Origin of the sequence: Isoptericola sp. NPDC057191, from assembly GCF_042670225.1 — a bacterium.
Lineage (GTDB): Bacteria > Actinomycetota > Actinomycetes > Actinomycetales > Cellulomonadaceae > Isoptericola.
In genome coordinates this window covers 1-13,617 of sequence record NZ_JBHUWC010000108.1, presented here as the reverse complement: position 1 = coordinate 13,617, position 13,617 = coordinate 1, and the positions used below count along the sequence as shown (strand labels likewise).

Below are 13,617 nucleotides of genomic sequence, written 5' to 3'. Positions count from 1 at the left end.
GCCCCTGCCCCGGCCGGGGAAGGGGCCACGCGTCCGCTCACAGCGCGTCAGCGCATGGCGCGCTGCACCGCGTCGTGCACGTCCGTGTTGCGCTGCGGTCCGGACAGCCGCTGCGCCCCGGGGCCCTGCGCGGTGATCGGGGTGGCCTCGCCGGTGTGCCCGCCCGTGGTCCAGTCGACGGTGAGCTCCAGGTCCGAGCCCGGGATCGGGAACGGCCCGTCCTCCGCGGTCGAACCGCTGCCGGACTCGTCGTCCGGGTCCACGTTCTCGATCGCGAGCCCGCCCGTGGCGTGGTCGCCGACGACGAGCACCAGCGTGTCCCGGTGCTTGTTCTGGAACTCGAGGGCGAGCGCGACCGTCTCGTCCAGGGAGCGTCCCGCCTGGATGGTGCGCGTGGCGTTGCCCTGGTGCGCGAACTCGTCGATCGCCTCCTCCTCGACGAAGAGAAAGAACCCGTCCCGGTCGCGCGAGAGCACGTCCAGCGCCTTCGCGGTCATGTCCACCAGCGGCACCTCGGGGGAGTAGACGTCGCCCTCGCCCTCGTTCGCCTGCTGGAACATCTCCTCGTTGGCGAACAGGCCGAGGAGGCGTCGGCCGTGGGCGTCCGCGAGGCCCTCGGCGTCGGACACGTACGTGTAGCCGAGCTGCTGGGCGCGCGCCACGAGGTCTCCCTCGGTGCCCTTGCTCTGCTCGTCGGGGTCCTCGGCAGGGTTGTCGGGCCACGCGCCCGGGTCGCCCGCGGGACGCCACCAGTCCTCGCCGCCGCCCAGCAGCACGTCGGGCCGGGAGCTCTCGAGGTACTGCCGCGCGATCTCGCTCTGGTCGTACCGGTCGGTGACGTGCGCGCCGAACGCCGCCGGGCTCGCGTCGGTGATCTGCGCCGTCGACACCAGGCCGGTGGCCTTGCCCGCGGCCCGCGCGTCCTCCAGCAGGGTCGGTACGGGCGTGCCGTCCGCGTCGACGCCGACCGCACCGTTGTAGGTGCGCACGCCCGTGGCGAACGCCGTCGCGGCCGCGGCGGAGTCGGTCACGGCGTCGTCAGGGTCGGCGGAGTCGGTCGTGGTCCACCCCGCCTCGGCGAGGGAGTCCATGGCGAGACGGCCGTCCTTGCCCTCGGTGGTGAGCCGGATCAGCTCGCGAGCGGCGAGCCCCATGCCGTCGCCCTGGAGAATGATGACGTTGCGGGCGCGATCCTTGTGCCAGCCGTGGTGATGGTCGTGCCTCGACGTGCTCGTCGACGTGCTCGCGTTCCGATGGTCGTTGCCGTCGCGGTCGCCGCCGGTGGCCGTCGCGCCGACCACCGTCCCTGCCGCGATTAGGCCGGCGAACGCCGCCGCGCCTGCCCGGCGCGCCGTGGTGCGTGCTGACATCGCTCCTCCTCGAACGATCGGGCCCGTCGGCGGTGGTGCCGGGGTTCCGGCGCCGACGGGAACACCCACCGTAGGCAGGGGCCCGCTGTGCTGGCAGCCCGGGGCGACGCCGAGGTCGCGCGAGGAGGAGCGGGGCGTGCGCCGCCGGTCAGGCGACCCGGCCCGCCGCGGCGGACGGCGGCGCGAGCAGGAAGCCCGGCGCGCGCAGACCGGCAGCGTCGAACGCGCCCTGCACCGCCACGACGACGGCGTCGACCTCCGCGGCCCGCACCAGCGCGATCGCCGAGCCGCCGAAGCCGCCGCCCGTCATGCGGGCGCCGAGCGCGCCCGCGTCGAGCGCGGCGTCGACGACCAGGTCGAGCTCGCGGGCCGAGACCTCGTAGTCGTCCCGGAGGGAGACGTGGGAGGCGACCATCAGCGGCCCGACCTCGGCCACGCGCCCGTCCGTGACGAGGTCGCGGAAGCGTGCCGTGCGGGCGATCTCCGTGACCACGTGGCGCACGCGCCGGCGCAGCACGCCGTCGGCGTCGTGCGGGGCGAGCGCAGCGAGCGTCTCCTCGAGAAGGTCCGGGTCCACGTCGCGCAGGGTCTTCACCCCGAGCAGGGCCGCGGCACGCTCGCACGTGGCGCGACGCTCGGCGTACTGGCCGTCGACGAGGGCGTGCTCCGCGCGGGTGTCGACGACGAGCATCGTGAGGTCCGCCGGGGCGAGGTCGAACGGCACCGGCGTGCCGGAATCCAGCGCGGACAGCCCGGGCCGCGAGTCCACGAGCAGGGCGTGCTCGGCGGTGCAGCGCAGCGAGGCGGCCTGGTCCATGCCGCCCGTCGGTGCGCCGGCGATCTCGTTCTCCGCCCGCACGCAGGCGGTGACGAGGGTGGCGCGGCCTGCGTCGTCGGCGGCGAGCCCGAGCCCGGCGGTCTCGTCGAGCGCGACGGCGACCGCGCACTCGAGCGCCGCCGAGGAGGACAGGCCCGCGCCGAACGGCACGCACGAGTCGACGACCGCGTCGAAGCCGCGGACCGGGTGACCTGCCTCGCCCAGCGCCCACGCGACGCCGGCGACGTATGCGCCCCAGCCCGTCACGGTGCCCGGGGCGACGTCGGCCAAGGACGCCGTCCAGAGCGTGCCCGGAGCCTGCGCCGAACCGAGGCGCACCGTGTCGTCGTCGCGGTGCCGCAGCGCGACGTACGTCCGGTGGGGGAGCGCGGTCGGCAACGCCAGGCCGCCGTTGTAGTCCGTGTGCTCGCCGATGAGGTTGACCCGGCCAGGCGCGGCCCAGACGCCGTCGGGCTCACCGCCGTCCTCGCCGAAGACCTGCGCGAACAGGGCGCGCACGCGCTGCGCGCCGTCCTCGTCGGACCAGGACTCGAGCCACTCGGGCGTGCTCATGGCGGGACAGCTCCTTCGCGGGACGGCAGGCGGGCACCGGCGTGGCGCCCGGGCGAGGGTACCGCGCGTCAGCCCTGCACGGGGCTGAGGTTCAGCCGCATCCCGGCGAGCCCGCGGGAGCGGCCGGCCAGGGTCCGGGCCACGTCGCGCAGCACGGCGGCCCCGGCGGACCCCGGGTCGGAGAGGACCACGGGGGTGCCGTCGTCGCCCGCGGCGCGGACCGCGACGTCGAGCGGCACCTGCCCCAGCAGCGGCACCTCGGTGCCGAGCGTCGAGCCCAGCCGGTCCGCGACCCGCTGCCCACCGCCGGAGCCGAAGACCTCCAGCCGGGAGCCGTCCGGCTGCTCCAGCCACGACATGTTCTCCACGACGCCCACCACGCCCTGCGACGTCTGCGTGGCGATCGACCCGGCGCGCTCCGCCACCTCGGCGGCGGCGGCCTGCGGGGTCGTGACCACGACGATCTCGCTGCCCGGCAGCAGCTGCGCCACCGAGATCGCGATGTCGCCGGTGCCGGGCGGCAGGTCCAGCAGCAGCACGTCGAGGTCGCCCCAGTACACGTCCGCGAGGAACTGCTCCAGGGCGCGGTGCAGCATGGGCCCGCGCCAGACGACCGCCTGGCCCGCCGGCACGAACATCCCGATCGACACGACCTTCACGCCGTGGGCGATCGGCGGGAGCAGCATGGAGTCCACCCGCGTGGGCTGCCGGTCCACGCCCAGCATGCGGGGGATCGAGAACCCGTAGATGTCGGCGTCGACCACACCCACGTTGAGCCCGTCGGCGGCGAGCGCCGCCGCGAGGTTCGCCGTCACGCTCGACTTGCCCACGCCGCCCTTGCCGGACGCGATCGCGTACACCTTCGTCAGCGAGCCGGGCTGCGCGAACGGGATCACCGGGTCGCCGGCGCCGCCGCGCAGCTGCGAGCGCAACGACTGCCGCTGCTCGGGCGTCATGACGCCGAGCTGCACGTCCACGCCGGTCACGCCGTCGAGCGCCTCGACGGCGGCGGTGACGTCGCGCACGAGGGTGGACTTCATCGGGCAGCCGGCCACGGTGAGGTCGACGCCGACCGTGACGCGGCCCTCGTCGTGCACGTCGACCGAGCGGACCATGCCGAGGTCGGTGATGGGTCGGCGGATCTCCGGGTCGACCACCGACGCCAGCGCGGTACGGATGCGATCGCTCAGCGGTGCGGGGCCGTCGGGGGTGCCGGTGGTCATGCCTCGATCCTAGGTCCGGCGGGCGGGGGCGCCGGTGCGGCGTGGGTCACGACGCCCGAAGGCGGCGGCCACGCGGCGGGCGAGCAGGCCGACGTCCACGCGGCCCTGGGTGTCCTGCCGCACCACCGGCCCGAGCGCGAGCGGGGCGCCGTGGGCGGACCAGGCCGTCCACTGCGCAGCCAGGTCGCGGTCGTCCGTGTGCACGGGATGGCGAGCCGGGCTCCGGGACGCCGCCCGGGCCTCGTACCGGGAGCGCGCCACCTCGGGCGGCACGTCGCACCAGACCTCGACGACGGCGTCCGCGCCCGCGGTCGCCAGGCCGCGCAGCGCGTGGTCCAGGTCCCGCGGCCGGAACCACCAGGACTCCACGACGACGCGCGGCACGGGTGCCGCGGCCAACCGCCAGACCACTTCCGCGGCCGCGACGCCGAGGTCCGCATGCAGGCGCGGGTCGACGGCGTCGGCCAGCGCCTCCCTGGCGGTGTCCTTGCCCAGGCAGGGCGCGTCCAGCAGCGTCGCGAGCGGGCCCGCGAGCGTCGTCTTGCCGGAACCGGGCAGCCCGTTGACCAGCACCACCTGTCGTGCCACGCGTCCTCCTGCGGGCGTCGTCTCGTCGGGCGAGGTGCTCCCTGGGCCTAGGCCCGGTGTGGCGGGCCGTGTGGCGGGCCGTCGTCGTCGCCGACGAACTGCAGCAGCCGGTCGCGGGAGCGGGCGAGGTGGTCGAGCATCGCCTCGGACGCGCCCGCCGGGTCGCGGTCGACGATCCGGTCGACGATCGTCGCGTGCTCGTCGACCGTCGCGGAGCCCGCGGAGCTGTCGTAGGCCAGGCGGAAGGCGTGCAGGTGGCAGTGCATGCGCTCGAACGTCTTCGTGATGACCTCGTTCCCGCTGATGCGCAGGATCGTGTCGTGCAGCCGGGAGTCGTGGGCGCTGAACTCCCGGTAGGCGTCGAAGCCCGAGCCCTCGGGCGCCGCGGGGAACTCGCGCTGCTCGTCGCGCAGGGTCGCGAGCTCGGCGTCGGTCCCGACGGTGGCCGCACGGGCGGCGCCGTACGGTTCGAACAGCATCCTGAACTGCCAGAGCTCCTCGATCTCCCGGCGTCGCAGCAGGCCGGTGGTCCGGTAGCCCTTGAGATGGACCTGCTCGACGAGACCGTCCGACTCGAGCCGCGCGAGAGCTTCCCGCACCGGCGTCGCGGAGACGCCGAGCGCGTTCGCCACGGAGTTGATGTTGATCCTGCTGGCCGGCGGGATCTCGTTGCGCAGGATGGCCGCGGTGAGGAAGGCGTAGACGTCGCCGGAGACCATCCGTCGCGACAGCGGGGGAGAGGGCTGCGCCGCAGGCCAGACGGGTGTCACGCTCTCACAATAGCCGGGCGCCCCCCTCGTGATCGGCGGAGCCGACAGGTGGGGCGGCCCGGCGGAGCCGGCGCAGCGGCGGGGTGGCGCCGCGCCGGCGGCCCGGGTCAGGGTCGTCGTGTCCGCAGGTCCTGCATGCCGCCGTCGACGGCGATCGCGGTGCCGGTCGTGGACCCGGACCGCGGGCTCGCCAGGTAGGCGACGGCGTCGGCGACCTCGGCCGCGGTGACCAGCCGGCCGTGCGGCTGTCGTGCGTCGAGCGCGGCTCGCTCGGCGGCCGGGTCGTCGGCGGCGTCGAGCAGGCGGGCGACCCACGGCGTGTCCGCCGTGCCGGGGGAGACGGCGTTGACCCGGATGCCGTCCTGGAGGTGGTCGGCGGCCATCGCCCGGGTGAGGGAGAGCACGGCGCCCTTGGACGCGCTGTAGAGCGCGCGGTCGGGGAGGCCCGCGGTGGCGGCGATGGAGGCGACGTTCACGATCGCCGGCGAGGGCGAGACCCGCAGGTGCGGCAGCGCCTCTCGGCAGACCCGGGCGAGGCCGATCACGTTGACGTCGAGCACCGTCTGCCAGGTCGCGTCGTCGTTGTCGGCGACCGTGCCGCGAGCCCCGATCCCGGCGCTGTTGACGACGATGTCGATCGCGCCGTGGTGTCCCACGACGGTCGCGATGCCGCTCGCGACGGCGGCCGCGTCCGTGACGTCGACCGGCACGGCCAGGTCGGGGGAGTCGGCGGCGGGCGCACGGTCGAGGACGGCGACGCGCGCTCCGCCGTCGCGGAGCCTGGTGACGACGGCGGCGCCGATCCCTGAGGCGCCTCCGGTCACGACGGCGACGAGGCCGGAGAACTCTGTCGGGTCAGCCATGGCGGTCTCCTTAGAAGGGTGGGTCCGAGGGGTGGGTGCATGGGGGAGGCTTCGACGGGGGTCGAGGTGCCGGGAGGGGTGCGCGGGGCGTCAGGCGACGAACGGCTGGTGCTGCCTGCCGAGGCCCTCGATCTCGAGCTCGCAGCGGTCGCCCGCGCGGAGGTACGGGAACCGGCCGGACAGCGCGACGCCCTCCGGGGTGCCCGTCAGCAGGAGGTCGCCCGGCTCGAGGACCAGGTACTGGCTCAGGTGGTGCACGAGGACCTCGACGCCGAAGATCAGGTCGGCGGTCGACGAGTCCTGACGCGGCTCCCCGTTGACCCAGCTCCGGAGGCGGAGGTCGCGGTGGTCCACCTCGTCCGGCGTCACGAGCGTCGGTCCGACGGGCGTGAAGCCGGCCGCGCTCTTGCCCTTGCCCCACTGGCCTCCGGGGCGCCCGAGCTGCCAGTCGCGTTCGGAGAGGTCGTTGGCGACGACGAAGCCGGCGACGTGCGCCATGCTCTCGTCGGGCGAGGACAGGTACGACGCGGTGGAGCCGATGACGACGCCGAGCTCGACCTCCCAGTCGGTCTTCTCGCTGCCGCGGGGGATGGTCACGGGGTCGTCGGGTCCGACGACCGTGTTCGACGGCTTGTAGAACAGGACGGGTTCCTGCGGCGGCTCCGCCCCTGACTCGGCGGCGTGCGCGGCGTAGTTCATGCCGATGCACATGACCGTCCCCGGTCGCGCGATCGGTGCGCCACGGCGCAGCCCGGTGGTGTCGAGCTCCTGGAGGTGGCCGGCGGCGAGCAGCGCGGCGGCGGACCGCGGGCCGTCCGAGGCGAGGAACCGGCCGTCGACGTCCGCGGTCAGCGGTCGGAGGTCGTAGCTGGCCCCGTCGGTCTGGAGGACGGGGATCTCCGCCCCTGCTGGTCCGAGCCTGGCGAACTTCATCAGACGTGCCTCTCTGCCGTGTCCGGTGGTCGCGCGACCCAGGTCGGTAGCGCGTGAAAATCATATAGCATACGATTCGTCGCTCACGGAGAGAGGTCCAAAGATGCCCCGAATCACCAGCGCCACGGCCGCGCTCATCGACGTCGAGGTCGAGACAGAACGGACGGATGCCGTCCAGAGCTTCGTCAAGCAGGAGACGATCGTCGTCGACCTGGAGACCGACGACGGGCTGTCCGGCACCGGGTACTCGTACACGATCGGCACGGGTGGGCCGTCGGTGGTCGCCCTGCTGCGCACGAGCCTTCTCCCGCTGCTGGTCGGGGAGGACCCGCGAGATGTCGAGGCCCTCTGGCTCCGCCTGCGCAACGCGACCCGCGCGACCACGGTCGGCGCGATCACCAGCCTGGCGCTGGCCGCTGTCGACACCGCGCTGTGGGACCTGCGGTGCTTGAGCGCCGGTCAGCCGCTGTGGCGCCTCGCCGGCGGCGCGCAGCGGACCGTGCCGCTCTACGACACCGAGCGCGGTTGGCTGCACCTCACCCAGGACGAGCTCGTCGCCGGCGCCGTCGCCGCCAAGGAGGCCGGCTGGGGCGGGACGAAGATCAAGATCGGCAAGCCGGACGTGAGCGAGGACGTCGCGAGGCTCCGCGCCGTGCGGGAGGCCGTCGGGCCAGGGTTCGACATCATGACCGACGCGAACCAAGGGTTCACCGCCGCCGAGGCGGTGCGGCGAGCGGCAGCGTTCTCGTCCCTCGACCTCGGCTGGATCGAGGAGCCGATGCCCGCCGACGACGTCAGCGGGCACGTGCGGCTCGCGGCGGGGACGTCGATCCCGGTCGCCGTGGGCGAGTCCCTGTACTCGGTCGGCCAGTTCCGCGACTACCTGCACCGCGGCGCCGCGTCCGTGGTGCAGCCGGACGTCGCCCGCATCGGCGGCATCACCCCGTGGCTCAAGGTGGCCCACCTCGCCGAGGCGTACGACGTCGAGGTCTGCCCCCACTTCCTCATGGAGCTGCACGTGAGCCTCGTGGCCGCCGTGCCCAACGGCCGCTACGTGGAGCACATCCCGCAGCTGCGGGCGATCACCCACGGCGAGATCGAGATCGTCGGGGGCCGCGCCGTCGCCCCCGACGTCCCGGGCCTCGGGATCGACTGGGACCGGGACGCGATGGACGACCGCCGCGTCGCCTGACCGGCGGCACCGACCAAGAAGCAACAGCGAAAGGACGACGATGTCTTCAGCAGTTCACCAGGAGGCCAAGCAGAACACGCCGCTCGGCGTGGCGGCCGCCTCCCTCGTCGGGTCGGCCCTGGAGTGGTACGACTTCTACCTGTACGGCACCGCCGCCGCACTCGTGTTCAACAAGATCATCTTCGAGAGCAGCAACCCCACGGTCGCGACGCTGGCCGCCTTCACCACGTTCGCCCTGGGCTACTTCATCCGCCCGCTGGGCGGTCTGGTGTTCGGGCGCATGGGCGACCTCTTCGGCCGCAAGCACGTCCTGGTGGTCACGCTGCTCATCATGGGCGGCGCGACCTTCCTCATGGGCTTCGTCCCCTCGTACGACGCCATCGGGATCTGGGCCCCCGTGATCCTCGTGGTGCTGCGGCTCGTCCAGGGTCTGGGCGCCGGCGCGGAGTTCGGCAGCGCCGCGGTGTTCTCGGTGGAGAACGCCGACCCTCGACGCCGCGGCCTGCACGGGGCGTGGCCGTCGTCGGGCGTCTACCTGGGCCTGCTCCTCGCCTCCGGCGTGTTCGCCCTGGTCACGCAGCTCCCGGAGGACGACTTCCTCGCCTGGGGATGGCGCATCCCGTTCTGGCTGAGCCTCGTCGTCGTGGCGGTCGCGCTCGTCATCCGGCTCCGGCTCGTCGAGAGCCCCGCCTTCGTCGAGATGCAGGAGGAGGCGCCCGCGCAGGAGAAGGCCCCCGTGAAGAAGGTCTTCCGGCACGAGAAGAAGGGCATGCTGCTCCTCGTGCTCACGCAGACGCCGCAGAACGTCGTCTCGTCGATCAACCTGGCCTTCCTCACGGCCTACCTCGCGGGCACGCTCGCGCTCTCGGACTCCATCGGGCCGCTCGCCACGACCATCGGTACCGCGGTGACCATGGTGACGCTGCCGCTCTTCGGTCTCCTGTCCGACCGCGTCGGCCGACGTCCCGTGATCCTCAGCGGCATGGTCTTCTCCGCCCTGTTCGCGTTCCCCTACTTCTGGCTGATCGACGGTGGCCAGGCGCCGCTGCCGATCACCGTCGCCGTGGTGCTCAGCCTCGGCCTGGGGATCGGGGCCATGTTCGGCCCGCAGGCGGCCTACTTCGCCGAGCTGTTCACCGGCGTCGGTCGGCTCACGGGCCTCGCGTTCTCGCGGGAGGTCGCCGGTGCGCTCACGGCAGGGACGACGCCCGTCGTCGCGATCGCCCTCGTCGCGGCAGCCGGCGGAGGGTCCTGGCTGGTGGCGGTCTTCATCGTCGCGGCCTGCCTCGTCGGCATCGTCGCGCTCACCGTCGGCGGCGAGACGCGGGGCCGGGACCTGCGCTCGACGACCGTCGCGGAGCTCGAGGACTCCACCGGCTCGTTCCGCGGCTAGCCCGAGCCGGGCCCAGGACGCCGGGCCCAGGTCGTCGGGCCCAGGACGTCGGGGTCCGAGCGGTGACGCGGTCCGAGCGGTGACGCGGTCCGTCGCCGCTCGGACTCCGCGCGACGTGTCACGGTGCTCCGGTCAGGACGACGGGACGTCGCGGCGGCGCTCCGACTCCTTCTCGTCCAGCTCCTCGAGCAGGTTGCGGATCTCCGACCGCACGAAGTCGCGCGTCGCGACCTCGCCCAGCGCGATGCGGAGGGCCGCCATCTCGCGTGCCAGGTACTCCGTGTCGGCGAGGTTGCGCTCCGCGCGCTGCCGGTCCTGCTCCGCCGTGACCCGGTCCCGGTCGTCCTGCCGGTTCTGCGCCAGCAGGATCAGCGGTGCGGCGTAGCTCGCCTGCAACGAGAGCATGAGCGTCAGCGCGGTGAAGCCGTTCGACGCGCTGTCGAACCGCAGCCCCTCGGGCCCCCACGAGTTCCACGCCAGCCACACCGCGCAGAACACGGTGAGATAGATGAGGAACCGCGGCGTGCCCAGGAAGCGGGCGATCCCCTCGGTGGCCCGGCCCACCGCGTCCTGGTCCATCTGCGGCCGCGGGATGAGGGTGCGCCGGGCCTCCTTCGGCTGGTCGAGACGGTCAGCCACGCGGCACCTCCTCCAGGTTCTCGTCGATGTGCTCGCGCCAGTCGTCGGGGAGGATGTGGTCCAGCACGTCGTCCACCGACACCGCGCCCAGCAGCCGTTTCTCGGAGTCGAGCACGGGCAGCGCGAGGAGGTCGTACGCCGCCAGCAGGCGGGTCACGCGGCCCACGGGGGCGTCCGGGGTCAGCCACTCGGTGTCCGTGTCGAGCACCGACCCCACCGACGCGTGCGGCGGCTCGCGCAACAGGCGCTGGAAGTGCGCCACGCCGAGGAACCGGCCCGTCGGCGTCTCCAGCGGCGGACGCGCCACGAACACCATCGATGCCAGCGCCGGCGGGAGGTCCTGCTTGCGGATCTGCGCCAGGGCGGTGGCGATCGACGTCTCCGGACCGAGGATCACCGGCTCCGTGGTCATGAGGCCGCCTGCCGTGTCCTCGTCGTAGGACAGCAGGCGGCGCACGTCCTTCGCCTCCTCCGGCTCCATCAGCTCCAGGAGGCGGGTGGCCTGCTCGTCGGGCAGCTCGTTCAGCAGGTCGGCCGCGTCGTCCGGCTGCATCGCCTCGAGCACGTCGGCGGCGCGCCCCGAGTCCAGGCGCGACACGATCGAGACCTGGTCGTCCTCCGGCAGCTCCTCGAGGACGTCGGCCAGGCGCTCGTCGTCGAGGGCGCTCGCGACCTCCAGCCGCCGCGTGTCACCGAGCTCGTGCAGCACGTCGGCCAGATCGGCAGGGCGGAGGTCCTCGTACGCCTCCAGGAGCTTGGTGGCGCCCTGCTCCTGCGTCGAGCCCGCGAGCCCGGTGACGGCGTCCACCGGCACCACCAGCGTCTCGCCCCGCCGGCGCAGCGACAGCCCCTTGGACGCCTGGCGGCGACGCACGAAGAGCTGGTCCACCAGCCAGTCGCCCGTCCGCTGGCGCGTGATCGACAGGTCCTCGACCGTCGCCTCGCCCGAGCCGTCCGTGAATCGCACCGTGCGGTCCAGCAGCTCGCCCAGCACGAGCGACTCCATCGCCCGCTGCTCGAAGCGCCGCATGTTGAGCAGGCCCGTGGAGAGCACCTGGCCCGCGTCGATCGCCGTCACCCGCGTCAACGGGAGGAAGACGCGCCGGCGCCCCGCGACCTCGACGACCAGACCGACGGCGCGCGGGGCGCCCTTGGCGCGGATCAGGACGACCGCGTCACGCACGCGCCCCACCTCGTCACCGATCGGGTCGAAGACCTGGGTGCCGGCGAGGCGTGCCACAAAGACCCTGCTTGCCGCGCTCACGTCGGTCAGCCTACGCGGAGGGGCACCGTCGGTCCTGGTAGGAGGCTGGTCGGAGGCGCGTGGTGTGGTGGTGCCAGGGCCCCGACTGGGCCAGACTGGGCGAATGAGCTTCAGCCGCCCGAACGCCGTGCCCCGCGTCCCGACCCCGCCGGCCGGGGACGAGGTCGCCGCGTACGACACGTACCTCGAGGCCCAGCAGGCCGTCGACTACCTGTCGGACCACAAGTTCGCCGTCGAGCACGTGACCATCGTCGGCACCGACCTGCGCATGGTCGAGCGGGTCACCGGGCGGCTCACGTACGGCCGGGTGGCGCTCGCGGGCGCGCTGTCGGGGGCCTGGTTCGGCTTCTTCGTCGGGCTGCTGCTCAGCCTGTTCGGCGGCGCGACGGCGGGGGGAGTGCTGCTCGTCGCCATCGGCCTCGGTGCCGGCTTCGGGCTGCTGTTCTCCGTGCTGTCCTACGCGCTGACCGGCGGGCGTCGTGACTTCACGTCGTCGTCGCAGATCGTCGCGTCCACGTACGCCATCCTCTGCGGCGCCGAGCACGCCGGCGACGCCCGCGCCATGCTGCTGCAGTCCCCGGGCGGGCTGGGCAAGGCTCGTCGAGGTGCCGCGGCTGCCGCCCCCGCCGCGACGCCGACCGTCGCGGCTCCCGTCGTCACCGCGCCCGCTGCGCCGCGCACCCCCGACCCGCGCTGGACCACGCCCAGCGGCGCACCGCGGTACGGCGCCATGCGCCCCACCGACCCGCAGCCCACCGCTCAGCCGCAGGCACCGCAGCCCGACGCCGCACAGCCGGACGCCGCACAGCCGGACGCTGCACAGCCAGGCGACGCGCAGCCCCCGACGCCGGAGCACGACGACCCGTACCGTCCGCCCCAGCCCTGATACCTCAGCCCTGATCTCCCGGCCCTGTTCCGTTCGGCACCAGCTGCATCGGTTCGGCAGGACGACGTGCCGAACAGATCCACGGGCTGCCGAACGGATCCGTGCTGGATGCTCTCAGGGCGGCGGAGGCAGCAGCGGGTGCGTCCGCATCGCCCGGCGCACGTGGCCCGGGAACCGCCCGGCCAGCATGGCGACCACCTCGCCGAGACGGGCGTTCCCGACCGCTGTCACCCGCACCGGGTTGACGCCCGTGGCGCGGATGGCGTCGAACCGCGCCTTCTCGCGCAGCAGCTCCTGGGCGGCGTCGTGCCCGGGCCGCACACCTCCGTCGCGGTACTTGGCCAGCCCGTCGAACTCCGCGTACACACCCCACTCCGGCCAACCCAGGTCGCAGTGGAAGGTGCCGCGCGCCGTGACGACCGGTGCCTGCGTGACCGGCCGGGGCAGGCCGGAGCGCAGTGCGACGTACCGGAGCCAGGTCTCCCACGCCGAGTCGACGCCCTTCTCGGCGTGGTCGAGGACCCACGCAGCGCGGCGCGTGCCGTGACGTTGTGCCGTGACGCCGAGCGCGGCACGGCACGCGGCCAGGTCGAGTCCGCGCGCCACGGCATGGTCCGCGATGACGAGGCCTTCCAGCGGATGCATGGTCCGCGCACAGTCCGCCACGGTGCGGGCCAGGGTGGTGACGGGCAGTCCGTCGAGGAGTCCGCGGTGCTCCGGCGGCAGGCGCAGGCGGTGGCGTCTCAGGTCGCCTGCGGCGCGGCCCGAACGGCGATAGGGCTGCAGCACGTGGGTGGCGGTCGGCGGGCGCCACAGACGGAGGCCGTGCAGCAGGGCGGCAGTCTCGTGGCTGAACACGTGGTCGGCGGCGAGCTGACGGTGCGCGGCCTGCGCGACCGCTTCGGCGCGCCGTCGTGCCGGCCTGCCGGGCCTGGTCGAGCACGTGCCGCGGGAGCTCGCCGGCGAGGATGACCGGGTCGACGGGAACCATGCCGACGAGCGTGCCGGACCGGGCGACGTCCTCAGGTCCGCCTGTGGACGAGGCCGACGGAGCGGAAGTCCGTTCGGCAACGGGTGGATCTGTTCGGCACGCAGACGTACCGAAC

Annotated in this window: 13 protein-coding genes; 3 read left to right on the top strand and 10 right to left on the bottom strand. The window is 73.8% G+C overall.

Features of this window, described 5'->3' with window-relative positions; all coding sequences use genetic code 11:
• Positions 1-47: 47 nt before the first annotated feature.
• The 7 genes from ACFT55_RS13625 to ACFT55_RS13595 all read right to left on the bottom strand — a co-directional run bounded on the left by ACFT55_RS13625 (position 48) and on the right by ACFT55_RS13595 (position 7,137).
• Positions 48-1,370, bottom strand: a complete 1,323-nt coding sequence (locus ACFT55_RS13625) for an alkaline phosphatase (protein WP_380244372.1) — start codon at positions 1,368-1,370, stop codon at positions 48-50.
• 148 nt (positions 1,371-1,518) lie between these two features.
• Entirely contained in the window at positions 1,519-2,760 is a 1,242-nt protein-coding gene (gene galK / locus ACFT55_RS13620) for a galactokinase (protein ID WP_380244371.1), read from the bottom strand.
• 68 nt (positions 2,761-2,828) lie between these two features.
• Positions 2,829-3,983, bottom strand: coding sequence for a P-loop NTPase (locus ACFT55_RS13615; protein WP_380244370.1), 1,155 nt, complete (start codon positions 3,981-3,983; stop codon positions 2,829-2,831).
• Positions 3,984-3,992: 9 nt separating this feature from the next.
• Positions 3,993-4,571 (bottom strand): AAA family ATPase, encoded by a 579-nt coding sequence (locus ACFT55_RS13610; RefSeq protein ID WP_380244369.1) that lies wholly within the window; start codon positions 4,569-4,571, stop codon positions 3,993-3,995.
• 47 nt (positions 4,572-4,618) lie between these two features.
• Positions 4,619-5,341, bottom strand: coding sequence for a GntR family transcriptional regulator (locus ACFT55_RS13605; protein ID WP_380244368.1), 723 nt, complete (start codon positions 5,339-5,341; stop codon positions 4,619-4,621).
• Positions 5,342-5,448: 107 nt separating this feature from the next.
• Positions 5,449-6,204 (bottom strand): SDR family NAD(P)-dependent oxidoreductase, encoded by a 756-nt coding sequence (locus ACFT55_RS13600; protein WP_380244367.1) that lies wholly within the window; start codon positions 6,202-6,204, stop codon positions 5,449-5,451.
• Between the two features lie 90 nt (positions 6,205-6,294).
• A complete protein-coding gene (locus ACFT55_RS13595) occupies positions 6,295-7,137 on the bottom strand; it encodes a fumarylacetoacetate hydrolase family protein (protein ID WP_380244366.1) in 843 nt (280 codons plus the stop codon).
• 103 nt (positions 7,138-7,240) lie between these two features.
• Between ACFT55_RS13595 and ACFT55_RS13590 the strand changes: the two genes are divergently transcribed.
• Together ACFT55_RS13590 and ACFT55_RS13585 are read left to right on the top strand one after the other, a co-directional pair.
• Complete coding sequence (locus ACFT55_RS13590; protein ID WP_380244365.1) at positions 7,241-8,329, top strand: mandelate racemase/muconate lactonizing enzyme family protein; 1,089 nt, start codon at positions 7,241-7,243, stop codon at positions 8,327-8,329.
• A gap of 40 nt (positions 8,330-8,369) precedes the next feature.
• Positions 8,370-9,722 carry an MFS transporter gene (locus tag ACFT55_RS13585; protein WP_380244364.1) on the top strand — a complete coding sequence of 451 codons (1,353 nt, stop codon included), beginning with the start codon at positions 8,370-8,372 and terminating at the stop codon, positions 9,720-9,722.
• A gap of 132 nt (positions 9,723-9,854) precedes the next feature.
• Here the strand turns inward: ACFT55_RS13585 and ACFT55_RS13580 are convergent, their stop codons facing one another.
• Entirely contained in the window at positions 9,855-10,361 is a 507-nt protein-coding gene (locus tag ACFT55_RS13580; RefSeq protein ID WP_380244363.1) for a DUF1003 domain-containing protein, read from the bottom strand.
• Entirely contained in the window at positions 10,354-11,625 is a 1,272-nt protein-coding gene (locus ACFT55_RS13575) for a magnesium transporter MgtE N-terminal domain-containing protein (RefSeq protein ID WP_380244362.1), read from the bottom strand. Before ACFT55_RS13575 ends, ACFT55_RS13580 begins: the two co-directional genes overlap by 8 nt.
• A 103-nt stretch (positions 11,626-11,728) precedes the next feature.
• Between ACFT55_RS13575 and ACFT55_RS13570 the strand changes: the two genes are divergently transcribed.
• The gene (locus ACFT55_RS13570) at positions 11,729-12,511 is read left to right on the top strand and encodes a general stress protein (protein ID WP_380244361.1); all 783 of its coding nucleotides are present in this window, start codon (positions 11,729-11,731) and stop codon (positions 12,509-12,511) included.
• Positions 12,512-12,625: 114 nt separating this feature from the next.
• On the opposite strand, the gene ACFT55_RS13565 is transcribed toward ACFT55_RS13570, so the two are convergent.
• The gene (locus ACFT55_RS13565) at positions 12,626-13,369 is read right to left on the bottom strand and encodes a hypothetical protein (protein WP_380244360.1); all 744 of its coding nucleotides are present in this window, start codon (positions 13,367-13,369) and stop codon (positions 12,626-12,628) included.
• Positions 13,370-13,617: the final 248 nt, after the last annotated feature.